The sequence below is a fragment of the Limimaricola sp. G21655-S1 genome (genome assembly GCF_027213785.1).
Classification (GTDB): domain Bacteria; phylum Pseudomonadota; class Alphaproteobacteria; order Rhodobacterales; family Rhodobacteraceae; genus Limimaricola.
This window is the reverse complement of the sequence record NZ_JAPWGO010000013.1, coordinates 101,316-121,756: the sequence shown is the minus strand read 5'-3', so window position 1 is coordinate 121,756 and position 20,441 is coordinate 101,316. Positions and strand designations below refer to the sequence as shown.

General features: G+C 66.6%; 21 protein-coding genes, 2 tRNA genes and 1 pseudogene. 7 read left to right on the top strand and 17 right to left on the bottom strand.

Annotated elements, in window-relative coordinates; genetic code table 11:
• Window positions 1-1,206 (bottom strand): annotated as a pseudogene (locus tag O4G76_RS13780) (hypothetical protein); the annotation flags it as partial.
• 179 nt (window positions 1,207-1,385) lie between these two features.
• Here O4G76_RS13780 and O4G76_RS13775 point away from each other — a divergent pair.
• Complete coding sequence (locus O4G76_RS13775) at window positions 1,386-1,514, top strand: hypothetical protein (protein WP_269397866.1); 129 nt, start codon at window positions 1,386-1,388, stop codon at window positions 1,512-1,514.
• A gap of 44 nt (window positions 1,515-1,558) precedes the next feature.
• Here O4G76_RS13775 and O4G76_RS13770 read toward each other — a convergent pair whose 3' ends face one another.
• The 6 genes from O4G76_RS13770 to infA all read right to left on the bottom strand — a co-directional run bounded on the left by O4G76_RS13770 (window position 1,559) and on the right by infA (window position 4,488).
• Window positions 1,559-1,891: a hypothetical protein gene (locus O4G76_RS13770; protein ID WP_269397865.1), complete on the bottom strand. Its 333-nt coding sequence runs from the start codon at window positions 1,889-1,891 to the stop codon at window positions 1,559-1,561.
• Between the two features lie 365 nt (window positions 1,892-2,256).
• Window positions 2,257-2,331 (bottom strand) — tRNA-Phe (locus O4G76_RS13765).
• A 97-nt stretch (window positions 2,332-2,428) separates the two neighbouring features.
• Entirely contained in the window at window positions 2,429-2,623 is a 195-nt protein-coding gene (locus O4G76_RS13760; protein ID WP_269397864.1) for a DNA gyrase inhibitor YacG, read from the bottom strand.
• Window positions 2,623-3,660 (bottom strand): ribonuclease E/G, encoded by a 1,038-nt coding sequence (locus tag O4G76_RS13755; protein ID WP_269397863.1) that lies wholly within the window; start codon window positions 3,658-3,660, stop codon window positions 2,623-2,625. Before O4G76_RS13755 ends, O4G76_RS13760 begins: the two co-directional genes overlap by 1 nt.
• On the bottom strand, window positions 3,657-4,262 hold the full coding sequence (locus O4G76_RS13750; protein ID WP_085897074.1) for a nucleoside triphosphate pyrophosphatase: 606 nt from the start codon (window positions 4,260-4,262) through the stop codon (window positions 3,657-3,659). The genes O4G76_RS13755 and O4G76_RS13750 overlap by 4 nt, the downstream gene beginning before the upstream one ends.
• Window positions 4,263-4,269: 7 nt before the next feature.
• Window positions 4,270-4,488 (bottom strand): translation initiation factor IF-1, encoded by a 219-nt coding sequence (gene infA / locus O4G76_RS13745; RefSeq protein ID WP_013384801.1) that lies wholly within the window; start codon window positions 4,486-4,488, stop codon window positions 4,270-4,272.
• 234 nt (window positions 4,489-4,722) lie between these two features.
• On the opposite strand from infA, the gene O4G76_RS13740 reads away from it, so the two are divergent.
• Window positions 4,723-6,330 carry a PRC-barrel domain-containing protein gene (locus tag O4G76_RS13740; RefSeq protein ID WP_269397862.1) on the top strand — a complete coding sequence of 536 codons (1,608 nt, stop codon included), beginning with the start codon at window positions 4,723-4,725 and terminating at the stop codon, window positions 6,328-6,330.
• A 78-nt stretch (window positions 6,331-6,408) separates the two neighbouring features.
• Here the strand turns inward: O4G76_RS13740 and O4G76_RS13735 are convergent, their stop codons facing one another.
• The 6 genes from O4G76_RS13735 to O4G76_RS13710 all read right to left on the bottom strand — a co-directional run bounded on the left by O4G76_RS13735 (window position 6,409) and on the right by O4G76_RS13710 (window position 10,646).
• Window positions 6,409-6,891, bottom strand: a complete 483-nt coding sequence (locus O4G76_RS13735; protein ID WP_085897076.1) for a low molecular weight phosphatase family protein — start codon at window positions 6,889-6,891, stop codon at window positions 6,409-6,411.
• A 1-nt stretch (window position 6,892) separates the two neighbouring features.
• The gene (locus O4G76_RS13730; protein WP_269397861.1) at window positions 6,893-7,354 is read right to left on the bottom strand and encodes a UPF0262 family protein; all 462 of its coding nucleotides are present in this window, start codon (window positions 7,352-7,354) and stop codon (window positions 6,893-6,895) included.
• A complete protein-coding gene (gene hisD / locus O4G76_RS13725) occupies window positions 7,351-8,661 on the bottom strand; it encodes a histidinol dehydrogenase (protein WP_269397860.1) in 1,311 nt (436 codons plus the stop codon). Before hisD ends, O4G76_RS13730 begins: the two co-directional genes overlap by 4 nt.
• Before the next feature lie 82 nt (window positions 8,662-8,743).
• Entirely contained in the window at window positions 8,744-9,220 is a 477-nt protein-coding gene (locus tag O4G76_RS13720; RefSeq protein WP_269397859.1) for a DUF2948 family protein, read from the bottom strand.
• Entirely contained in the window at window positions 9,217-10,482 is a 1,266-nt protein-coding gene (gene murA, locus O4G76_RS13715; RefSeq protein ID WP_269397858.1) for a UDP-N-acetylglucosamine 1-carboxyvinyltransferase, read from the bottom strand. The genes O4G76_RS13720 and murA overlap by 4 nt, the downstream gene beginning before the upstream one ends.
• A 5-nt stretch (window positions 10,483-10,487) precedes the next feature.
• A complete protein-coding gene (locus O4G76_RS13710) occupies window positions 10,488-10,646 on the bottom strand; it encodes a hypothetical protein (protein ID WP_269397857.1) in 159 nt (52 codons plus the stop codon).
• A gap of 160 nt (window positions 10,647-10,806) precedes the next feature.
• Here O4G76_RS13710 and O4G76_RS13705 point away from each other — a divergent pair.
• A tRNA-Thr gene (locus O4G76_RS13705) sits at window positions 10,807-10,881 on the top strand.
• Window positions 10,882-11,287: 406 nt separating this feature from the next.
• On the opposite strand, the gene O4G76_RS13700 is transcribed toward O4G76_RS13705, so the two are convergent.
• From O4G76_RS13700 to O4G76_RS13690, 3 genes are all read right to left on the bottom strand, one after another.
• Window positions 11,288-13,183, bottom strand: a complete 1,896-nt coding sequence (locus O4G76_RS13700; protein WP_269397856.1) for an acyl-CoA synthetase — start codon at window positions 13,181-13,183, stop codon at window positions 11,288-11,290.
• A 140-nt stretch (window positions 13,184-13,323) separates the two neighbouring features.
• Window positions 13,324-15,120: an ABC transporter transmembrane domain-containing protein gene (locus O4G76_RS13695; protein ID WP_269397855.1), complete on the bottom strand. Its 1,797-nt coding sequence runs from the start codon at window positions 15,118-15,120 to the stop codon at window positions 13,324-13,326.
• 138 nt (window positions 15,121-15,258) lie between these two features.
• A complete protein-coding gene (locus O4G76_RS13690) occupies window positions 15,259-16,419 on the bottom strand; it encodes an MFS transporter (RefSeq protein ID WP_269397854.1) in 1,161 nt (386 codons plus the stop codon).
• 168 nt (window positions 16,420-16,587) lie between these two features.
• Between O4G76_RS13690 and O4G76_RS13685 the strand changes: the two genes are divergently transcribed.
• From O4G76_RS13685 to O4G76_RS13670, 4 genes are all read left to right on the top strand, one after another.
• Window positions 16,588-17,232, top strand: a complete 645-nt coding sequence (locus tag O4G76_RS13685) for a 50S ribosomal protein L25/general stress protein Ctc (RefSeq protein WP_269397853.1) — start codon at window positions 16,588-16,590, stop codon at window positions 17,230-17,232.
• A gap of 104 nt (window positions 17,233-17,336) precedes the next feature.
• A complete protein-coding gene (gene pth / locus O4G76_RS13680; RefSeq protein WP_269397852.1) occupies window positions 17,337-18,050 on the top strand; it encodes an aminoacyl-tRNA hydrolase in 714 nt (237 codons plus the stop codon).
• A 5-nt stretch (window positions 18,051-18,055) separates the two neighbouring features.
• Window positions 18,056-19,105 carry a DUF2332 domain-containing protein gene (locus O4G76_RS13675; protein WP_306467305.1) on the top strand — a complete coding sequence of 350 codons (1,050 nt, stop codon included), beginning with the start codon at window positions 18,056-18,058 and terminating at the stop codon, window positions 19,103-19,105.
• Window positions 19,106-19,116: 11 nt separating this feature from the next.
• Window positions 19,117-19,485 (top strand): DUF2237 family protein, encoded by a 369-nt coding sequence (locus O4G76_RS13670; protein WP_269397850.1) that lies wholly within the window; start codon window positions 19,117-19,119, stop codon window positions 19,483-19,485.
• Between the two features lie 74 nt (window positions 19,486-19,559).
• Here O4G76_RS13670 and O4G76_RS13665 read toward each other — a convergent pair whose 3' ends face one another.
• Window positions 19,560-20,186, bottom strand: a complete 627-nt coding sequence (locus O4G76_RS13665) for a hypothetical protein (protein WP_269397849.1) — start codon at window positions 20,184-20,186, stop codon at window positions 19,560-19,562.
• Window positions 20,187-20,441: the final 255 nt, after the last annotated feature.

Here is a 20,441-nt window from a genome sequence, read left to right as displayed (position 1 = left end):
ACCGCCGCCCACGAGCTTGTCATTCCCTTCGTCGCCCGCGAGCGTGTCGTTGCCCTTGCCACCCAAGAGCTTGTCATGGCCGGCACCACCAGTAAGGTCGTCGTGCCCAGCGCGCCCGACAAGCTTATCCTTGCCGCCATTACCAACGAGGACGTCGTTGCCCTTCGTGCCTTTAGGCGTGTCCTGAGGATTGCCTCCGGTCTCCCCTTCGACGACTGGGGGCTGAACATCCTCGATCACATCCTGCACGTCGAGCGTGAAGCGCTGCGTTAGGCTCAGCCCCGCTGCATCCGTCGCCATCACATCGACCGGAACCGTTGCGCCCGCCTCATGATCCAGCGACACGCCGGACTTCAGCTTCAGTGCGCCATTGACCACCTCGAAGCGGTCATCCGAAACCGTGAAGCTGTGCGTGTCGCCAGCATCGGGATCGGTGACCGTCAATTGGCCAACTGTGGCCCCGGCGGCGTTCTCTTTGACCGTCGCGGACGACAGACGGACAGCAGTGGCCGCCTCGTTGACGTCGGATACCGCGACATCAAAGCGCTGAGTGTGACTGAAGCCGCTTCCAACTACAGAAACATCAATTGCGAAGGCCGACCCCCTTTCGAAATCCAGAACTACGCCGGGCTTGAGTTTCACCTCAGCATCGACGATCTCGAAACGCTCGTCCTCCACGAAAAACTGATGATCAACTCTAGCCCCCAAACCCTCTAACGAAAGAACTCCGATACTCCCCCCAGACACCCCCTCAGCGACCGGATCCGCATCGAAGGGTAAAACGGTAGGATCCACCTCGCCATCATCATCAATTATAGAAAACCTGGCCTGCACCAATGGATCGCGATTGAAGGCGAAGTCCATGTTGCTTTCATACACGGAGAAGAAAAATGTTTCGTCAGGCTCCGCAAATGAATCAGCATTTATGCGCTTCTCAAAGCTAGACCCAAATGATCCCAAATCAAATTGACTCGCGGGCTCCCCGCCGACTCTATTCGAGAAGAAGTACTCCCAGAAGTCAGCAGTACTTCCTGTATCTGGAGAGATGACGAGGTAAAAACTGTTATATATCGGAACAACCTGCCGCACCGAAAACCCAATAAGAGATCCGCCCCCCTGCTGACCACTTGAATGCGTTCCCTCAATCACCGCATTGCCAAAAGAAGAAAAAATTTCGAAATTACCGTTCGACGCAGTTTTCTGCAAAACCTGAGTCCTCAAGCCCGACCATCGGGACAATCAACCATAGGGTGAGCAGACGTTACGTGGGCTCACTCATGTTGGATAGCCCCTATAGAGGTTTTAAGCCGATCCTGCGTTTGTCCCATCAGCTCCCAACTAGTATGCCATATCAGCAGGCCGGACTCTGGGACTAGGCGATTGAAATGACGATCAACTACGGCGCCGAGCTGAAGGACTTCCTCGAGGCGGGTGAGGCCCTGACACGACCTTGGCCGCCGGCATTCCCCATCTACTATACGCCGAAGGAGGTCAGGTCCGCCGCGAACGGCTAGGCCGGACACAGCGGCGGCAGTGACCGTTCTCCGGCCTTGAGCTGTCAGGCGCCTGCCAAGACAAGGCCATCCTCACCGCGGAGCCGCCGCACCGTGTCGCGCAGCCCTTGCAGGACACGGGTCAGCGCGGCGATATCGACGTCGCCCGCCGCGCGCAGCGCCGCGAGATCCGCGTGTGCCAGCGCCGTCTGTGTCATGGCCAGCGAGCTCGAGACCTTCTGGCTGCAGGTGGCAATTGTGCGCGCGGCCGCATCGAGCGCATGGCGCACGCGCAGTGCGTCGGCCTGACGGCGTAGCAAGGAGAGCAACGCATCCACGTCAGCGATGCTGCGCGAGATCGTGAGGCCGTCGTGTTGGGAAATGGTCTTGTGGGTCATGGTATCGTTCGTTTCCGGTTGGGAGGGGCTTCGAACGGGCCGCGCTCCGAGAATTCTAGGTCGCTCTCTTTTTGCCACGGCGGAGCGCCCGGGTGCGCAACGCAGCGCAGCAAATGGAAGCATCAGCCGCGGCCTGCCCTAGAGGCGGCCATGCGGCGTTGCATTCTCCTCCGGCAGAGTGCCGGGAGTAGAAAATCATCGGGTGACGCCCGCAGCCACTGGGGTGGCGCGACATATCACGGCGCCGGCCCTGGGGAGGCAAGGCTGCGCCTAACCGCTCATCCCGCTCTAGACGACAGGGCGGTATCGGGACGAACAGTGCCCGAACCCGCAATGAAACCTAGGACCTTGAGAGACCGAGATAATGGTGCCCGGGGGCGGAATCGAACCACCGACACGAGGATTTTCAATCCACTGCTCTACCCCTGAGCTACCCGGGCACGGGGATGATGGCTGCTGCCGTCATCGGGTGTGGGCCTTCTAGGCGAGCCGCAAAGGGGTGTCCAGAGGCATTCGACGGAAAAATGTTGCCCCGTCTCAGTGATCGCGGCGGGGCGGTTCGGAAGCCGCCCGGGCCGTCTCTTCTATAGCTTTTTCGACGTCCTCGGGATCCCGGGACGGCACGGCATAACCGCCACCGAGCCAGCGCGCGAGATCCACGTCGGCGCAGCGCTTGGAGCAGAAGGGGCGCACGGCCTCAACCGTGGCCTTGCCACAGATCGGGCAGGCCATCACAACCGCCCCAGAAGCCGCACCAAGGCGGGACGCTCGCGCTTGCGTTGAAGCTCGAACAAGCCCATCGGGCTCCACCCTACCAGCGAGGTCTCGACGGGGTCGTTGCGGAACGAGGCGCGCAGCGACTGCTCGAGTTGCTTGCGGTGCGCCTTCGACATCGGCGCGAAATCGACGACGATCTGGCCGCCGAGACCGCGCAGCCGCAATGCCCGCGGCAGGGCGCGGGCGGCGGCGAGGTTGGCCTTGAGCGCGGCGGCGGGCGTCGTGTCGCCGCCGGTGTTCACGTCGATCGCCACCAGCGCCCGGGTCGGCTCGACGAAGATCGTGCCCTCGCCGGTTGCCACGCGCGGGCTCTTGAGATCCTCGATCTGATCGAGCACGCCCTCCCGCTCGAAACCGCCGGGCTCGGTCACCACGTCGCCCGCGCTCCAGTCGCGCCAGGCCAGCAGATGCGGCCCGTCGCCTTCGGTGAGCGCCTCGGGTTCGGTGCCGCCGGCATCCGCCGTCACCGCCTCGGCAAGGCCACGCATCGCGGCGATGTCCTCGACGATATCGTCCTCGGCGGCGCCCTCGCAGACCGAGCGCAGGATCAGGCCAAAGCCCTCGGGCGCGCCTTCCATGCCCTCCTCGGCGAGAATGCGCAGCCGCGCGCGCTCCTCTTCCTCGGAGATCCGGCGCGACACGTTGAGACCCGCCGCACCGGGGGTGACGATGGCATAGCGGCTCTTGAACAGGACCCGGTCGGTGAGCGGCACCGCCTTGCCGTCTTCGGCGATGCCGGTGACCTGCACCAGAAGCGCCTGTCCGGGACGCAGCCCCTTGCCCTGCCGCAGGAAGCCGCTGCCACCCTCTGGCAGACGCACCATCATGCCGCCCTGCCCCTTGAGCGGCCGATCGCAGATGGCGCGGTAGATCGCGCCGGGCCGCGGTGCGTCGCCCTCTTCGATCAACAGGTCGTCGAGCTGGCCATCGACCAAAAGCGCCGCCGCCTCGCGGTCACCGATATGGTCGAGGACGATGCGGCGTCCCTTCATGCGTTCTCTCCATATGCAGGATATCCGGCCGCGGTCAGCAAGCCCGCGGCCTCGGCCAGCGGCAGGCCGACCACGCCGGTGAAGGAGCCATTGATCCAGGGGATGAAGGCCCCGGCGGGTCCCTGGATCGCGTAGCCTCCGGCCTTGCCCTGCCAGTCGCCGGTGGCGAGGTAGGCGTTGACCTCGGGATTCGACAAGCGCTTCATCTTGACCGCGGTCTCGACCTCGCGCTGCCAGAGCCGGTCACCACGCCGTACCGCGACCGCGGTGATGACGGTGTGCCTGCGACCCGACAGGAGATGCAGGAAACGCGCCGCCTCCGCGGCATCGGCGGGCTTGCCCATGATGCGCCGGCCCAGCGCGACGGTGGTGTCGGCGCAGAGCAGCACCTCGCCCTCGTCGAGCGAGACCGCCCGCGCCTTTTCCAAGGCAATCCGGCGCGCATAAGCGCGTGGCAACTCGCCACGCGCCGGTGTCTCGTCAATTTCGGGGGGGCGCACCTCGTGCGGCACGAGGCCGATCTGCGCCAACAGGTCGCGGCGGCGCGGCGAGGCCGAGCCGAGGATCAGCCTCAGCCCGGTCTCGGGCGGTAGCGCGCTCATGCGGCGATCAGCGGAAGCGGTAGTTGATCCGACCCTTGGTCAGATCGTAGGGGGTCATTTCGACCTGCACCTTGTCGCCGGCGAGGACGCGAATCCGGTTCTTGCGAAGCTTTCCCGCCGTATGCGCGATGATCTCATGGCCGTTTTCCAGCTCGACCCTGAACGTCGCATTCGGCAGGAGTTCCTTCACGACACCGGGAAATTCGAGCAGTTCTTCCTTGGCCATGGTCTCTCCGTCCAGTGGTACCCGCGAAATACGCGGGCCATGCGGAGTAGATGCGCCTTCAGGGCCTGAGTTTCAAGTGCAAACAGGTCCCGATCCGGTCCAGTCCGGCCGGCTTCCCGGCGAGCTTCACCATCGCGCCGCCCGGATGCAATCAAAATTTCGTGGCATTCGGGGGAACGACCTCGGAGATGCGCCGTTGTGTGGCCGAAGCGAAGATTTTACGGGAGACGATCCATGACCACGCGGATGACCAAGCTTCTGCTGTCGACGGCGCTGACCCTGCCGCTGGCGGCTGCAGCCCAGGCGCAGACCACGGATGCGACCTGTTCCGACCTGGAACTGCTGCTGACCGACCGGATGGCCGATGGCGTGCCGGCCGATGCCCCCATGACCGAGGAGGAGATCGCCGCGCTGATCGAGGCGCAGGACAACGAGCAGTGCGCCGTCGCCTATGTCGAACTCGAGCGCATCGTTGCGGTCGAGGGCGAGAGTGCCGAGGCGGAAGCCGAACTGGCCGAAACCGAGACCGCCACGGTTCGCCTCGAGGACGAGGTCGTGATCGAGGGCATGGTCTATCTCGAGCAGTCGACCCCGACGGTCAATGTCGAGAGCGGCCAGACCGACGTGATGGTGTCGAACGCCACCCCCGACGTGACCGTGAACGAGGGTCAGCCCGAGATCCTGATCCGCCAGGCGCCCGCCACCATCACCATGGATATGCCGCAGCCGACGATCCGCATCGAGCAGCCGGCGCCCGAGATCATCATCACCATGCCCGACCCGACGGTCGACGTGGCCAACACCCAGCCGCAGGTCGAGATCCGTCAGGCCGATCCGGTCGTCACCGTGACGCAGGCCCGCCCGCAGGTCGAGCTTGAACTGCAGCGTGCCCCGGAAGGCTCCGAAGGCGGCATCCAGGTGACGGACCGCGCCACCGGCGAGACCTTCGCCACCGGCGAAGCCGCGGGCGAAGCCCGTGCCCTCGAGAACGCCGAAGTGCAGCTGACCACGGTCGAGCCGACCATCACCTACGAAGAGAGCCGCGACGGCGAGAACGCCAACGTCTCGGTGGCGCGGGCCGAGCCGCAGATTCGCTTCGAGAGCGCCGAGCCGGTGATCGAGTTCACCCAGGCCGGTGAGCCGGTGATCGAGATGGTGCAGACCGGCGAGCCGGTGGTGACCATCAACGAAGCCGCGATGGAAGGCGAAGCCGCCCCCGCCATGGACAACCCCGAGGCCGAGGCCGAGATGGAGTCCGAGGCTGCCGTCGACACCGAAGAGGCGCTCGAAGCCGAGGCCGAGACCGAACTGGCCGAAGCCGGTGCCGAAGTCGAAGGTGCCGCCGAAGAGGTAGAGGCCGAGATGGCCGAGGCCGGCGCCGAGATCGAATCCGAGGCTGCTGAGGCCGAAGCCGCGATCGAGACCGAGGCCGCCGAGGCCGAAGCCGAAGTCGAGGGCGAGGTCGCTGAAGTGGAGACCGTCGAGGCAGAGACCGCCGAGATGACCGACGAAGCCGTGATCGAAAGCACCGGCCCGGTGGTCGAGCGTGAAGGCTTCGCGATGGTTCCCGCCAACGAGATCGCGGTTACCGACCTCGAGGGTTCGACCGTCTACGGCATCAATGACGAGCGGATCGGCGACATCGGCGACATCATGGTCGACGATCAGGGCCAGATCCAGGACGTCGTGGTCGAAGTCGGCGGTTTCCTCGGCATCGGCGAGAAGCCCGTCGCCATCCCCTTCGACCAGATGAGCGTGCTGCGCTCGGAAGCCGGTGAAGTCCGCGTCTTCATCGAAGCCACCGAGGAACAGCTCGAGTCGATGCAGGAAGTCGAGCAGTAAGCTTCGCTCCTTCTCGAATGAAAGGCCGCCCCACGGGGCGGCCTTTTTCGTGGCCTCCAGCGTGGTGTCACGGGAGTTCTAAGGATTGGCCCGTTCGCGGGGCGGCCCCCAGCGCTCGATCAGTCGCTCGATGATCATGTCGCGGGTCTGGCGGTAGCTGCGCAGCCGCTCTTCTCGGCCCTCGCCGAGACCGGTGGGGTCGAGCACGGGCCAGTACTCCACGTCGAGATGGAAGTAGCTGGTCAGATCGAGCGCGCGACGCTGGCTCGCGGGCGACAGCGCGAGGACCAGATCGAAGGATGACAGGTCATCGCCCCAATCATGCATCTCGTCGAAGCTGCGCGAGCGGTGCCGGTGCAGTTCCACACCGATCTCGGCGCAGACCGCGATGGCAAAGCCGTCGATCTCGAGGTCGTTCTTTACGCCGACCGACTGGATATAGCAGTCGGAACCATAGAACTTCTTCATGATCGCCTCGGCCATGGGGGACCGGACGGCGTTGTGATCGCAGCAGAACAGAACCGATTGCGGAAGCGGCTGCACTGTCGCGGCCAACTCCATGTCAGGCCCCGAAATGCAGCACGCAGATGAGGGTGAAGAGCCGGCGCGCCGTGTCGGTATCGACATCGGCCTTTCCCTCCAGCCGCTCCTGCAGCACCCGCGCGCCCTCGTTATGGATGCCGCGCCGGGCCATGTCGATCGTCTCGATCTGGCTCGGCGGCAAGGTCTTGACCGCGTCGTAGTAGCTTTCGCAGATCTGGAAGTAATCCTTCACCACCTGCCGGAACGGCCCAAGCGACAGGTGGAACTCGGCCGCGCGCTCGCCCTCGGTATTGGCCACGTCGAAGACCAGCCGCTTCTCGCGGATCCCGAGGCTGAGATGATAGGGTCCCATGTCGCGCCCCGGCAGGGCAAAGCTGTTCTCTTCCAGCAGGTCGAACACCGCGACGCGGCGTTCCTGCTCGATCTCGGGCGTCGGCGTCTGACCCGCGTCATGCAGCCGGATTTCGGCGATCCGGGTCATGTCGTGCTCCGGTTCAGCCGGTCGAGCCGGGCGGTCAGCGACAGCCCATGCGCCTCGAGGCTCTCGGCCCGCGCCAGACGCGCGCCGGCGGGGCCGATCGCGGCCAACGCCTCGGGGGTCATCTTCGACAATGTGGTACGCTTCAGGAAATCCATCACCGACAGCCCAGAGGAAAACCGCGCCGACCGCGCCGTGGGCAAGACGTGGTTCGGCCCCGAAATGTAGTCGCCGATCGCCTCCGGCGTCCAGTGGCCGAGAAAGATAGCTCCCGCATGGCTGATCCTGTCCGCGAGTGCCTCCGGATCGGCCACGCAGAGCTCGAGATGCTCGGCCGCGACACGGTCGGCCAGCCGCGCCGCCTCCTCCAGATCCCGTACGGTGACGATGGCACCGAAATCGCGCCAGCTGGCGCCGGCGATGGCGCGCCGCTCCAGCGTCTCCAGCCGCGCCTCCACGGCGGCGGCCACCTTGTCGCCGAAACCGGCATCATCGGTGATCAGGATCGATTGCGCGCTTTCGTCATGCTCGGCCTGGCTGAGCAGATCGAGCGCGATCCAGTCGGGATCGTTGTCGGCATCGGCGATGACGAGGATCTCCGAGGGCCCGGCGATCATGTCGATGCCGACCCGACCGAAGACCCGCCGCTTGGCCGCGGCCACATAGGCGTTGCCCGGGCCGGTGATCTTGTCCACCGGCGCGATGCTCTCGGTGCCATAGGCCAGCGCCGCGATCGCCTGGGCGCCGCCGATCCGGTAGATCTCGTCCACTCCGGCGATACGGCAGGCCATCAGCACCAGCGGGTTGGCAAGCCCATCCGGCGTCGGCACGGTCACCGCCAGCCGCTCGACACCGGCCACCTTGGCGGGCACCGCGTTCATCAGAACCGAGGAGGGATAGGAGGCCAGACCGCCGGGCACGTAGAGCCCCGCCGCCGAAACCGGGGTCCAGCGCCAGCCCAGCATCGCCCCTGCCTCGTCGGTCCAGCTTTGATCCTCGGGCATCTGGCGCGCGTGATAGGCGCGGATGCGCTCGGCCGCGAGTTCGAGCGCGGCGCGATCCTCGTCAGAGACCTTTTCGCACTCCGCCTCGATTTCCTCCGAGGTGAAGCGCAGCCGTTCCACCGGCAGCGCCATGCGGTCGAAGCGCGAAGTGTAATCGACCAGCGCGAGATCGCCGCGCGACCGCACATCGGCGATGATCGCGGCCACGGCATCGTCCACATCAGGGCTGTCTTCGCGCTTCATGGTCAGCAGCGCGGCGAAGCGGGCCTCGAAATCGGGGTCGGTGCTGGACAGGCGGTGCGGCATGGCGGTCTCCTTCGGCTCAGGGGCATAGCCCTGCCCGTCGTCCTGCTCAACCGTCCAGTTGCCGCATGCCGCGGGCCCGGATTCACTCCGGATGGTGCGGTGCCTTGCCCGAGGGGGCCGCGTAGGGGCGCGTCACGTCACGCAGAAGCAGTTCCGGCGCCTCCACCTCGACCGCGATCTCGCCATCGCCCGCGAGGATCAGGCGGATCGTGCCCGAGGGCTCATCATCACCCGCCTCGAACACCACGGCGAGCAGCGACAACACCGTGTCGCGGTCCTTCGGGTCGAGCCCCTGCGCGCGGACAGCCGTCACGTTCTCGATGCACAGCACCGCCTGAACCCGCTCGGCCTCGCGCGTGGTGACCGGGTCTTCCCAGCGGAACCGGTTGAGCAGCATCGCGAAGCGCCGCTCGCTCTTTTTCCACGCCATCTCGGAGGCGGGCAGGACGGAATCCTGCACCAGCGCTGAGATCACCTGCACGTCGTCGCCATCCAGGGCCTTGAGCCGGAGCGGGCGTTGCACGCCCTCCTCGAATGTCGCGTCGCGTGTCTCGGTCATGCGCTCACCCTCTCGATCCGCGCGCCCACCGCGCCGAGCTTGTCCTCGACATGCTCGTAGCCCCGGTCGAGGTGGTAGACCCGGTTCACCACCGTCTCACCCTCGGCCGCGAGGCCGGCGAGGATCAGCGAGACGCTCGCCCGCAGGTCGGTCGCCATCACCTGCGCGCCCTTGAGCTTGTCGACGCCGGTCACCGTGGCGTGGCCGCCATGCACCTCGATCCGCGCGCCCATGCGTACCAGCTCGGGCGCATGCATGAAGCGATTCTCGAAGATCTTCTCCTCGAGCCGCGAGGTGCCCTGCGCGGTGCAGAGCATCGCCATCATCTGCGCCTGCAGGTCGGTGGGGAATCCCGGGAACGGCTCGGTGATCACGTCGACCGCGCGCGGCCGGTCGCCGCGCAGCTTCACCTTGAGTCCGGCCTCGGTCTCGGTCACGTCGATGCCGGCCATGTCGAGCTTCTCGACGAAGGCGCCGATCAGCTCCAGCTTGCCGCCCAGACATTCAACCTCGCCGCCGGTGAAGGCCGGCGCCAGCATGTAGGTGCCAAGCTCGATCCGGTCGGTGACGACCTGATGCGTGGCCCCGTGCAGCCGGTCGACGCCCTGCACCTCGATGGTCGAGCTGCCCTCGCCTTCGATCTGCGCTCCCATCGCCCGCAGGCAACGCGCCAGATCGACGATCTCGGGCTCACGCGCCGCATTCTCGATCAGCGTCGTGCCCTTGGCGAGGGTCGCGGCCATCAGGACGTTCTCGGTCGCGCCCACCGACGCAAAGCGCAGCTTCACCCGGCCGCCCTTGAGGCCGCCGCGGGCCACGGCGTGCAGATAACCGTCCTTGAGCTCGATCTGCGCACCGAGCGCCTCGAGCGCTTCGATATGGATATCCATGGGGCGCGCGCCGATGGCACAGCCGCCGGGCAGCGAGACCACCGCCTCATGCGCCCGTGCCAGCAGCGGGCCGAGCACGAGGTTCGAGGCGCGCATCTTGCGGACGATCTCGTAGTCCGCGCGGGTCGAGCCGAGGTCATGCGTCGACATGGCGATCACCTTGCCGCCTTGCATCGAGGACACCTCGGCACCGAGCGATTCGAGCAGCTGCGTCATGGTGCAGATGTCCGAGAGACGCGGCGCGTTGGTGAGGGTCAGCGGCTCTTCGGAGAGCAAGGTGGCCGGCATCAGGGCGAGGCAGGCGTTCTTGGCGCCCGCGATCGGGATCTGGCCGCGAAGCTCGGCGCCGCCGCGTACGATGATCGAATCCATGCCTGCTACTCTTTCTCTTCTGCGTCTGGGGCGTCATCGGGCCGGGCTCCGGCGGCGCGGGCCTGCGCCTGCGCCTTGCGGCGGGCGATGTTGGCCTTGAGGGCGGCCTTCAGCCGGTCGTTGCGATCTGCCGCGCGGGGCGGGTCCTGACGGGGTGTTTTCATGCCTGCGCAGATAGCGTTCTCCCCCCCAAGCGTCCAGTTCCTTGCCGGCACGGCAGGAAGATGGGTCAAGTTGGAACGAAGCAGCCCGCCCCGGCGTCAAGCAGGGCAAAAAGCTCTTGCGCTCGCTGTCACGGCAGGTAAAAGCCCGCCCAGACGAGACGCTGCAGTAGCTCAGTGGTAGAGCACACCCTTGGTAAGGGTGAGGTCGAGAGTTCAATCCTCTCCTGCAGCACCATCTCCCTCCCTCCGACAAGTCCAAATGAACGAGTGCAGCGCTGCTGCAGCGGGATCGTTTCGCTTGCCGAAACAACGCCCAGGCTTGCGTAAGGTAATTTTTACTCTCCTAATGGTTGTGTTGTTTGACCAGTGTTCGAGAGTTTTCTCATGCCTACCATAGATCCGTTGCTACCATTGGCCCTCGGGGCGATCGTCGTCCTCGCCATGTCGGGGACCTCGAGCTTGCCGTCGCAGCCGAACGAGCCGCCCGTGTCGCCTGGCGATGCCATCATCGCCAGGGCGATCTCGGCGCCGATGCGTGCCCTCGATTGGGCCGTGCCTCAGAGCGGGGCGTCGAAGGGTGGGTCGATCTGAAATGGACCCCGCCGCTCCGGCGGCGGGGTCCAACCATCAATGCCGGTGCGTCAATCGCCGATCCAGTCCCAGGGCCGGGTAAAGGCGCCGAGCGCCTTGGCGGCATCGGCCTCCGTGGCGGTACCGGTGCGGCGGATCTTCGCGACGAGACCGCGGCGGCTGTCCTCGACCACCTCGGCCACCTCCGCCCCGACCCCGGCCGTGGCCAGCGCGGCGTCATAGACGCGTGCAATCGCCATCTTGCGCAGCTCAGGCTTGAAGATCTTGCCCACCGCCGTCTTCGGCAGCTCGGGTAGGATCTCGAGATGGCGCGGCCTCGCCGCCTTTTCGGGCACGTGCTCGCGCGCATATTCAAGCAGTTCGGCCTCGGTCGCGCTCGCACCGTCGCACAGTTCGACATAGACGCAAGGGATCTCGCCGGCATGGGCATCGGGCTGGCCGATCGCGCCGGCAAAGGCGATGGCGGGATGCGCGGCAAGCGCCTCCTCGATCTCGGCAGGGTCGATGTTGTGGCCACCGCGGATGATCAGATCCTTGGCGCGCCCGGTAATCCAGAGGTAGCCATCCGCGTCGATCCGACCGAGATCGCCAGTGCGCAGGAACTGGTGCTCATGCGCCGGGCCCGGCCAATAGAGATGTTCGTTCTTGAGCGGGTCGGTATAGGTATCGCCCCGCGCCACGCCGGGGCTGGAGACGCAGATCTCGCCCACCGTGTCGGGGGCGCAGTCCTCGCCGGTATCGGGGTTGATGATCCGCACCTGCGTGTAGGGGAACGGCACGCCGACCGAGCCCACCTTCTTCTCGCCCTCGGGCGGGTTGATCGAGACGAGACAGGTCGCCTCGGTCAGACCGTAGCCTTCGCAGATCGTGACGCCCGCGGCCTCTTCGAAGCGTTTGTAGAGCTCCACAGGCAACGGGGCCGAGCCGGAAAAGGCGAGGTTCAGCGTCGAGATGTCGGCGTCCACCGGGCGCTGCATCAGCGCCGATATCGCGGTCGGCACGGTGATCACGAAACTCACCTTCCAGCGCTCGATCAGCTTCCAGAAGTTGTCGAACACACCGTCGCCGCGATAGCCCGCCGGGGTCGGCATGATCACATGCGCGCCCGAAGCCAGCGACGACCCCATGATGACGATCGCCGCGAAGACGTGGAACATCGGCAGCGGACAGATAATATTGTCGCGGTCCGAGAACATCAGCCTCTGGCCGAGCCAGCCATTGTAGACGATGCCCGAATAGCGGTGCTGCGCCACTTTAGGCATACCGGTGGTACCACCGGTATGGAACAACGCCGCGACCCTGTCGCCGGCGCTGTCGGCGAAGGCCAGCTTGCTGGGACGCTTGGCGATCTCGCGGTTGAAATCGAGCACCCGCGCCTTGTGCCGAACCGGGACCTTGGGCCGGATCAGCGGCACGATCAGCTTCTTCACCCCGGTGAGGTAGCGATGCAGGTCGACTTCGATCACGGTCTGAACGTTGGGCGCGAGCGCCACCGCCTCGGCGGCCTTCTGCGCCACGTCGGTCTTGGGAAAGGCCTTGAGCGTGATCAGCACCTTGGCATTGGTCTGGCGCAGGATCGCACCGATCTGCCCGGCGTCGAGCAGCGGGTTGATCGGGTTCACCACCCCCGCGATCTGGCCGCCCAGATAGCTCAGGACCACTTCCGTGCAATTCGGCAGCAGGAACGCCACCACGTCGGTCTCGCCCACGCCCAGCTCACGCAGGAGGTTGGCGGTCTGCACCGATTTCGCGTGCAGTTCCGCCCAATTCAGGGTCTCGGCCGGGGCCTTGGGGTCCGAGAAGAGCTGGAAGCTGAGCGCCGAGCGTTCGGGAAAGGCCTTCGCGGTCCGTTCCAGCAGGCCGTGAGTGGTCGCGGGCTGGCCCTGCGCCTCCCAACTCTTCTCGGCCTCGATCGCCGCGCGATCGGCAATGCCCGCAAAGCCCATTCCATTCCTCCCTGTCGATATCGTTCCCGTGCCGCGACGCGGCTCCATCCCTGTTCGCGAGCATCCGGCTGACCTTCGCGTCACGCAAGCATGACGCCGCGAAAGCCCCCGGCAGCGCAAGAATTTTCGGACCTTCGGCGCTACTCGGCGGCCTCGACCAACCCGTCGGTGAATTGCAGCCGCGCCAGCCGCGCATAAAGCCCGCCCTCGGCCACCAAGTCGTCATGGCTGCCCTGCGCCACGATCCGGCCCGCCTCGAAGACGAGAATGCGGTCGGCCTTCTTCACTGTGGCCAGCCGATGCGCCACGATCAGCGTCGTGCGCCCCGTCGCGAGCCGATCCACCGCCTGCTGAACCAGCCGCTCGCTTTCGGCATCGAGCGCGCTGGTCGCCTCGTCCAGCAGCAGCACCGGCGCATCGCGCAGAATCGCCCGGGCGATGGCGATGCGCTGCTTCTGGCCGCCCGAGAGCATCACCCCGCGCTCGCCGACCTGGCTGTCATAGCCCTGCGGCAGCGCCATCAGGAACTCGTGCGCCGCCGCCGCCCGCGCGGCCTGCTCGACCTCTTCGTCGGTGGCGTCGGGCCTGCCGAAGCGGATGTTCTCGCGCGCCGTATCCGCGAAGATCACCGGGTCCTGCGGCACCAGCGCCATCTGGCGCCGGAAGGCGGGGCGCGCCATGTCGCGCAGATCCGTCCCGTCGAGCAGAACCCGCCCCGTCGCCGGGTCCCAGAACCGCAGCAAGAGCTGGATCATCGTCGTCTTGCCGGCGCCCGAAGGCCCGACCAGCGCCACCGTCTCGCCCGGCCGGATCGAGACGCTGACATGGTCGAGCGCCGAAACGTCGGGACGAGATGGGTAGGAGAAGGAGACGTCCTCGAAGGTGATCTCGCCGCGCGCCGCCGCGATCGAACGCGGTTCCAGGGGCTCCTTCAGGCTGTCCTGCGCGTTCAGCAGTTCGACCAGCCGCTCGGTCGCGCCAGCCGCGCGCTGCAGCTCGCCCCAGATCTCGGTGAGCGCGCCGACCGCGCCCGCGACCATCACCGCGTAGATGACGAACTGCACCAGCGCGCCGACGGTCATCGCCCCGGCATGCACGTCGCGCGCGCCGATCCACAGCACCCCGACAATGCCCGCGAAGATCAGGAAGATCACGATCGCGGTCATCACCGCCCGGGTGCCGATCCGGCGCCGCGCGGCGGCAAAGCTCTTTTCCGTCACCTCGTCGAACTGCGCCCGGCTCTGCGCCTCGTGGCTGTAGGCCTGCACCGTCTGCACCGAGAGCAGCGTTTCGGAGGCGTTGCCGGACGAGGCCGCGATCCAGTCCTGGTTTTCGCGGCTGAGTTCGCGCAGGCGTCGGCCCAGCACCACGATCGGCACGATGATCGCCGGCACGATCAGCAGCACCAGCCCGGTCAACTTGGCCGAGGTCAGCAGCAGCAACACCAGCCCGCCCGCAAGGATCAGCAGGTTCCTGAGAGCGATCGAGGCGGAGGAGCCGATGACGCTCAGGATCAGCGTCGTGTCGGTGGTGATCCGGCTCAGCACCTCGCCGGTCATGATCCGCTCGTAAAAGGCCGGGCTCATGCCGACCATCCGCGCGAAAACCGCCTTGCGGATATCGGTCACCACCCGCTCGCCCAGCCGGGTGACGAGGTAGTAGCGCGTCGCCGTGCCGAGGGCGAGAAGCGCGGCCATCACGAGGGCCGCCGCAAAGTAGCGGTCGAGCAGAGCGCCCGCGTCGATCTCGAAATTATCGACCACCTGTCGCACGGCGAGCGGCAGCACGAGGCTTACGCAGGCGGTGAGCACCAGCGCCGCGATCGCGAGCGCCATGTTCAGGCGGTAGGGCGCGAGAAACGGCCAGAGCGCCCGCAGCGCGCCGATGTCGCGCGAGCCTGCGCGCTCCTCGTCACTGGTCTTCGGGGATCGGGCCATCGAGCGCCTCGTTCATTCGTTGCCCAGTTTGTCTAGACGTCGCACCCCGTCATCACAAGCGATGCCGCCTACTCACCGCCGCAATGGCTTCATGCGGTACCGGGAGCGCCCTTGATATTCCCGAACGCTGGAAATGGTTCAGGCCGGAACGGCCAACGGCGCAGCGGCGCGGCGCCGCAGCGCCAGCACCGGTGGCAGGATCATCAGCAACACAAGCGCCACTGCGCCGAAGGCCGCGCGCAGACCGAAGACCTCGGACACCCCCCCCATCAGCACCGGCGCGATCAGGAAGGCGCAGAAAGCGATGACCGCGACGCGGGCGATCGCCTGAGACCGTTGGTGCGGTGCCACCATGCGACCCGCGAGCGCCAGCCCCATCGGCCCGATCACAGAAATGCCAAGCCCCGTCACCGCAAAGCCCAGATAGGCGACCACCGGCCCCGGCGCCATGGCCGCGATCGCGGCACCGGTCGCGGAAACGAGCGCCGCCACCCGGATCACCGCCGTTTCGCTGAGCCGCTCTGCCAGCCCCTGCCCGCCGAACCGGCCCAGCGTCATCGTCATACCCAAAAGCGTCGGCCCGAGTGCGCCCTGCGCCGCACCGCCGCCAAGCGTCCGCTCGATATGCAGCGCCGACCAGCTCTCGACGGTGGCTTCGCTCAGGAAGGCGATCATCACCACGACTCCGCAGAGCATGACCGGCCAGAGTGGCAGCCGTACCGCCCCGCCCTCTTGCGGCGCGACGGTCGGGGCCGGAGCACGGGACAGAAGCGGCATCAGACCCAGAGCCAGCAGTCCGACGCCGCCGAACACCGCGATCATCGGCAGCCCCGCCTCGCGCGTCACGCCCGAGGCCAGCGCAGCCAAGCCGTAAGCCAAGGAGAACAGCCCGTGATTGGCGTTCATCAGGGACCGGCCCGACCGGGCCTCGATCTGGCTTACCCGCGCGTTCATCACCACGTCGAGCAATCCAGAGGCCATGCCGACCCCGACCATGCCGAGCGCGAAGGTCATCGGCGCCACCGCCAGCGAGGGCGCGATCCAGGCCAGCGCCAGCAACGCCGCGGCGGTGGGCAACGCGGCACGGCCGAGCCCCCGATCGAATTTCGGTGCCAGCCACATGGTCGAGAGAAGGCCCAGCGACGATCCGAGGAGCAGCGTGCCGAACAGCGCGTCGTCAATGCCCAGCCTGTCGCGGAACACCGGCACATGCGCGGCGAAGACGCCCCAGTAGAGCCCCATCACCACGAAGGCGGCGCCCGGAGCGCGGGTCAGTCGAAGTGCGGAGCGAATGGCCATGGGGGCGGCGTGGCATGCCCTGCGCGGACAGTCCAGCGACGCGGCACGGATGCGCCGGATTTCGCCCATGCAGGTCTTTTCAAACGGAGGATTCGGCGCTAAGGGCTCGGGTTCTGAATCGGGCCATACACCCTTGGAGGATGGCCCATCACCTGAAAGGACTTACCAATGGCCAAAGAGATTCCGGATCTCGTCGCCACGGCACGCACGGGGACAGGCAAGGGGGCCGCTCGTCAGGCACGTCGCGAGAACCTCGTTCCGGGCATCGTGTATGGCGGCGGCGCCGATCCGCTCCCCATCAACCTGCCCTACAACGCGCTGATCAAGAAGCTGAAGGCGGGCCGGTTCCTGTCGACGCTGTTCAACCTCAAGGTCGAGGGCCAGGACGACGTGCGCGTCATCTGCCGCTCGGTGCAGCGCGACGTGGTCAAGGACCTGCCGACCCATGTGGACCTGCTGCGCCTGCGCCGCACCACCCGGATCAGCCTGTTCATCCATGTCGAGTTCGAGAACCACAAGGCCGCGCCCGGCATCAAGAAGGGCGGCGTGCTCACCGTGGTCCGTCCCGAGGTCGAGCTGAACGTGCTCGCCGGCGAGATCCCCGAGCAGATCGTCGTCGACCTGACCGGCAAGGAAATCGGTGATGTCATCCACATCAACGACGTCACCCTGCCGTCGGGCGCAAAGCCGACCATCGACCGCAACTTCGTGATCGCCAACATCTCGGCGCCCTCGAAGCTCGCTGCCGCCGCTGCCGAAGAGGAAGAGGCCGCCGCCGACGAGGTCGAAGCGACCGAGCAGTCCGACTCCTGATCGCGACCGCGATCACGATGCATCTGACGGAACGGGGCCCTTCGGGGCCCCGTTTTGCATCCGGCTACTGGCCCTGCCCGACCCCGCGCGCTAGTTTCGCGCGCATGAAACTCTTTGTCGGACTAGGCAATCCGGGGGCCAAATACGCCCGGAACCGTCACAATATCGGCTTCATGGCCGTGGATCGGATCGCCGAGGATCACGGCTTTTCGCCGTGGCGCGCGAAGTTCCAGGGCGAGGTCGCCGAGGGGCGGCTCGGCCACGAGAAGGTGCTGCTGCTGAAGCCCGCCACCTTCATGAACCTCTCCGGCCAGTCGGTCGGCGAGGCGATGCGCTTTCACAAACTCGACAGCACCGACATCACCGTGTTCCACGACGAGATCGACCTCGCACCGGGCCGGCTCAAGACCAAGGCGGGCGGTGGCCATGCCGGCCATAACGGTCTGCGCTCGATCCACCAGCATGTCGGCCCGCATTACGACCGGGTGCGGATGGGCGTCGGACATCCGGGCCACAAGGACAAGGTGCCGGGCTACGTGCTCAAGGATTTCGCCAAGGCGGACGAGGACTGGCTCGACGACATGCTGCGCGGCGTCTCGGACGGGGCGGCGGCGCTGGCCGGCGGTGACGATGCGCGTTTCCTCAACGCCGTGGCGCTGCGGCTGAACCCGCCGCGCTCCGGCGGTGGCAGCAAGGGCCCCGCGGCGAAACCCGCCCCGGCGGAGCCCGCGCCGAAGGCCTCGGCCATGACCGAAACCGTCGCGGAGGTGCCCGACAACCGTTCGGCATTGCAGAAGCTGGCGGACCGCTTCAGATGAACCGCATGCGCCTGGCACTGGAGGACCAGACCCGCCATTGCGAGGCGCTGGGCTCCCCCTTCATGGGGCGGCTGATGGCATTGCTGTCCGTGCACTGGCCGTTGCCCGGCACCGTGGCTGAACGGCTCGATGCCTGGCCCGGTGAGGTGGGTTCGCAGGCGGCCGCCTTGCCGTTGCGCCTCGCGGGTGGGCTGCATGCGCTGGTGTTACAGGGCCGGGACGCGGCCCTCGCCGCCGCCTATCCGCCCCATGCGGTTTCCGACGACGAACTTCTAAGCGCCGTAACCGGTGCGATGCAGCGGCACGAGGGGTTTCTGCTCGACTGGATCCAGAGCCCACCCCAGACCAACGAGGTGCGCCGGGCCGCGGCGCTGATCGCCACGGCGCATCTGCTCACCGATCGCTTCGGCCTGCCGATCCGGCTGTCCGAGCTGGGGGCGAGCGGCGGGCTCAACCTTGGCTTCGATGGCTTCGGGATGGAGGTGAAGGGTCGGCACTACGGCCCTGAAAACGCCTCCGTCGTGCTCAGTCCCGAATGGGAGGGTCCGCTTCCCCCCGCCACCGAGGTCACGGTCGCCGAACGGCGTGGCGTGGATCTCGCGCCGCTCGAACCGTCGCACCCCGATGACGCGCTGCGTCTCATCGCCTATCTGTGGCCGGACCAGACGGACCGGATCGAACGCACCCGGGCGGCGATGGGTCTGCGCGCACCGGGTCTCGTCGACCGCGCCGATGCGATCGATTGGCTGGAGCCGCGCCTCGCCGCCGCCCTGCCCGACCACCTGCACATCGTGTTTCACTCGATCGCCTGGCAATACTTCCCACCCGAAGCTCAGGAGCGTGGCCGCGCGTTGATCGAGGCCGCGGGCGCCCGCGCCTCCGAGGCCGCACCGCTCGCCTGGGTGTCGATGGAAGCGGATGGCAAGGGGCCGGGAGCGCGGATCGGGCTGCGGCTCTGGCCCGGCGATCACGACCTCACGCTGGGACGGATCGACTTTCACGGGCGCTGGTTGTGCTGGACCGGCCCGGAGCGGCTGGACGCCGCCGGAAACTGAAGGAGACCGCCATGGAGATGGACGAGAAGTACAACGTGCTCGGCAAGGCACTGGAGCCCTGTTCCACCGACCCGCTCACCGGCTTCTTCCGGGACGGGCATTGCAACACCTGCGCCGAGGATGCGGGCAGCCATACTGTCTGCGCGGTGATGACCGCCGAATTCCTCGCCTATTCGAAATATGTCGGCAACGATCTCAGCTCGCCCCGACCCGAGTTCGGCTTTGCGGGGCTGAAGCCGGGCGACAGCTGGTGTCTTTGCGCGGGGCGGTTCCTGCAGGCGCATGACGAAGGCTGCGCCCCGCGTGTCCACCTCGCCGCCACGCATCGCCGGGCCTTGGAGATCGTGCCGCTCCAAGTGCTCGAAGCGCATTCCGCCTGAAGACAAAGACCCCGACCGGAACGGATCCGGTCGGGGCCTCGTGGCGTCATATCGCTGCTTGAGCGTCGGGCCGATTACTGGCCGTCATCCTCGTCGCCCGCGCCTTCCGTGTCCTCGCCTTCCTCGATGAAGCCTTCGGTCTCGGTATCGTTGGGCTGGATCGTGCTCTCGGTCGTGTCGCGGTAATCCGGATCCTCGGCGTCGTCGGATTCGGCCCGCTCCTCAGGCTCGGCGACGTCCGGGGTGGACACGGCATCGACGGTGTCGACCGCCATGCCCTCGGGAACGGTGAACATCGCCGTCACCGGCGCGCCATTCAGCAGGACCGGGGTATCGACGTCGGTCATGCCCGGCCCGAAATCATAAACGCCGTTGCCGTTCGTCTCGGCGTGCAGCATGGCGACCAGTTCGGTGCCGGCGGAGAGGGCCATCGGCACGACCACGGCGACGCCGGTATTCTCACCCGCCATGACCATCGCGTGGCCCAGCGATTCCGGCACCACCGGCTCGCCATCCGCAACGGCGTGCAGCACGATGTAGCCGTCCTGGCGCGCATTGATGCGCGGGAAGGTGACGGTGGTCTGACCATCCGCCATGGACATCTCCATGGCATTTTCGTCGATCATCATGTCGTCCTGCGCCATGGCGCCACCGGCCATGAGAGCGGTCAGAGCGGCAGCAGTGGTGAATGTTTTCAGCATGTTGGTCTCCAGAATGAGTTCACCCCCCAACACCTGCAGCGCGCTTGGGTTCGTTACAGCGCGACACATGCGTGTGTCCCATCCGTGAGTGCAGCAATCGCCCGATCCGAAACAGAAAAGGCCGGCCGGGCCAAATTTCCGGCCGGCCCCCCCCGATGTGTCAATGGAATTGACGGTAGGGGGCGTGGGGATAGGAGACCGACGCCCCGCAGGACTAAGTACACTGGAACGAGATGGGCCGGGGGCTGGGGGTCG

Coding starts and splice junctions, on each gene's coding strand:
- O4G76_RS13775 (WP_269397866.1), top strand. CDS start 1,386: ATGACGATCAACTACGGCGCCGAGCTGAAGGACTTCCTCGAGGCGGGT.
- O4G76_RS13770 (WP_269397865.1), bottom strand. CDS start 1,891: ATGACCCACAAGACCATTTCCCAACACGACGGCCTCACGATCTCGCGC.
- O4G76_RS13760 (WP_269397864.1), bottom strand. CDS start 2,623: ATGGCCTGCCCGATCTGTGGCAAGGCCACGGTTGAGGCCGTGCGCCCC.
- O4G76_RS13755 (WP_269397863.1), bottom strand. CDS start 3,660: ATGAAGGGACGCCGCATCGTCCTCGACCATATCGGTGACCGCGAGGCG.
- O4G76_RS13750 (WP_085897074.1), bottom strand. CDS start 4,262: ATGAGCGCGCTACCGCCCGAGACCGGGCTGAGGCTGATCCTCGGCTCG.
- infA (WP_013384801.1), bottom strand. CDS start 4,488: ATGGCCAAGGAAGAACTGCTCGAATTTCCCGGTGTCGTGAAGGAACTC.
- O4G76_RS13740 (WP_269397862.1), top strand. CDS start 4,723: ATGACCACGCGGATGACCAAGCTTCTGCTGTCGACGGCGCTGACCCTG.
- O4G76_RS13735 (WP_085897076.1), bottom strand. CDS start 6,891: ATGGAGTTGGCCGCGACAGTGCAGCCGCTTCCGCAATCGGTTCTGTTC.
- O4G76_RS13730 (WP_269397861.1), bottom strand. CDS start 7,354: ATGACCCGGATCGCCGAAATCCGGCTGCATGACGCGGGTCAGACGCCG.
- hisD (WP_269397860.1), bottom strand. CDS start 8,661: ATGCCGCACCGCCTGTCCAGCACCGACCCCGATTTCGAGGCCCGCTTC.
- O4G76_RS13720 (WP_269397859.1), bottom strand. CDS start 9,220: ATGACCGAGACACGCGACGCGACATTCGAGGAGGGCGTGCAACGCCCG.
- murA (WP_269397858.1), bottom strand. CDS start 10,482: ATGGATTCGATCATCGTACGCGGCGGCGCCGAGCTTCGCGGCCAGATC.
- O4G76_RS13710 (WP_269397857.1), bottom strand. CDS start 10,646: ATGAAAACACCCCGTCAGGACCCGCCCCGCGCGGCAGATCGCAACGAC.
- O4G76_RS13700 (WP_269397856.1), bottom strand. CDS start 13,183: ATGGGCTTTGCGGGCATTGCCGATCGCGCGGCGATCGAGGCCGAGAAG.
- O4G76_RS13695 (WP_269397855.1), bottom strand. CDS start 15,120: ATGGCCCGATCCCCGAAGACCAGTGACGAGGAGCGCGCAGGCTCGCGC.
- O4G76_RS13690 (WP_269397854.1), bottom strand. CDS start 16,419: ATGGCCATTCGCTCCGCACTTCGACTGACCCGCGCTCCGGGCGCCGCC.
- O4G76_RS13685 (WP_269397853.1), top strand. CDS start 16,588: ATGGCCAAAGAGATTCCGGATCTCGTCGCCACGGCACGCACGGGGACA.
- pth (WP_269397852.1), top strand. CDS start 17,337: ATGAAACTCTTTGTCGGACTAGGCAATCCGGGGGCCAAATACGCCCGG.
- O4G76_RS13675 (WP_306467305.1), top strand. CDS start 18,056: ATGCGCCTGGCACTGGAGGACCAGACCCGCCATTGCGAGGCGCTGGGC.
- O4G76_RS13670 (WP_269397850.1), top strand. CDS start 19,117: ATGGAGATGGACGAGAAGTACAACGTGCTCGGCAAGGCACTGGAGCCC.
- O4G76_RS13665 (WP_269397849.1), bottom strand. CDS start 20,186: ATGCTGAAAACATTCACCACTGCTGCCGCTCTGACCGCTCTCATGGCC.